The 1,271-nt window shown below is 68.1% G+C and carries 1 protein-coding gene; it reads right to left on the minus strand.

From position 1 onward, the window contains the following. Positions 1-20: 20 nt before the first annotated feature. On the minus strand, positions 21-1,169 hold the full coding sequence (locus tag ACSVDD_RS29680) for an IS4 family transposase (protein WP_448193002.1): 1,149 nt from the start codon (positions 1,167-1,169) through the stop codon (positions 21-23). Between the last annotated feature and the right edge of the window lie 102 nt (positions 1,170-1,271).

The raw sequence follows: 1,271 nt of genomic DNA on the forward strand, positions 1-1,271 counted from the left end.
CACGGCTGTCCGGTTAAGGATCATGTCCATTGCAGGGTGAGTTGCCTTGGCTCTTCGCCTAGGTTTGGACGGGGAGCGTTGAGGCGGTCGAGGCGCTTTCGGTGCATGAGGTTGGCGCGCACGAGGCGGGCGAAGGCGAGGGGGCTTTCGACCGCCTTCTGGGCGGCCTGTGCCAAGCGCAGCAGCAGGAAAGCGATGAGCGCGACGGCGAGCTGGATGCGCACGGCGTTCTCGCTGGTGCCGAGGAAGCGGCGGATCTTCAGCGTCTGCTTGACCCAGCGGAAGAACAGCTCGATGCCCCAGCGCCGCTTGTAGAGATCGGCGATCTCCTGGGCGCTGGCGTCGAGATCGTTGCTCAGGATGCGCAGCACCTTGCCGGTATCGATCCGCACCCGCACCTCGCGCACGGGAGCGTCGAATGGGTTCTTGCGGTTGCTGGCCTGGCGACGCGGCAGCCGACCGATGCGGTCGGACAGGATGGCGCCGCCGTCGGGCACCGGCCGCTCCGCCGTCACGCTCAGGCGCGTGTTGGACTTGAAGCGGGTGACGATGCGGCATCCGGCCGCGTCCAGGCGCGCCCACCAGGCATAGTCGTAGTAGCCCAGGTCGAAGACGTAGGTGGCTCCCGCCTCGATGGGCATGGCCTGGGCGGCGGTGATGTCGTTGAGCTTGGCCGCGCTCACCGCCGCGTAGATCGGCCGGTCGGCGGCCGGATCATAGATGACGTGCAGCTTGGCGCCGCAGGCGGTGGCGGAAAAGCGGGCCCACGCGCTGCCCGCCCCGCTCAGCCGCACGGCGGTGGAATCGATCAGGTAGGTGGCCTCGCCGATCGCCCGGCGCAGGCCGCGCTGGGCTCGGGCGACCATGAGCGCGAACAGCTCACTGAAGACTGCGCTCGGGCGCGTGGCATTGGCATCGGCCAGCGTCGAGCGCGACACCGGGCAGCCCCCCACGTGGTAGAGCCGGGCCGCGTGGCTCTCCAGGCCGCCGACGATCTCGCGCAGGCTGCTCGCCCCGGCGAACTGGCCATAGAGCAGCGCAATGAACTGGCTCTTGGTCGGCAGCCGCCGGACCCGGCGGTCGGCCCCGTGCGCCGCGGTCAGCCGTTCAAAGTCCGACCAGGGAACCCACTGCAACAGGTCGTGGAAAACGCTATTGTGGTGACGCACGGTGTTGACTCCGTTTTCGTGTCCGGGAGACGCGCCAACGTCTGGACACGAGTAGAATCAATGCCCTGCGCCTCGTCCACAAAACTTAACCGGACAGCCGTG

It is taken from the genome of Azospirillum terrae, from assembly GCF_053470425.1.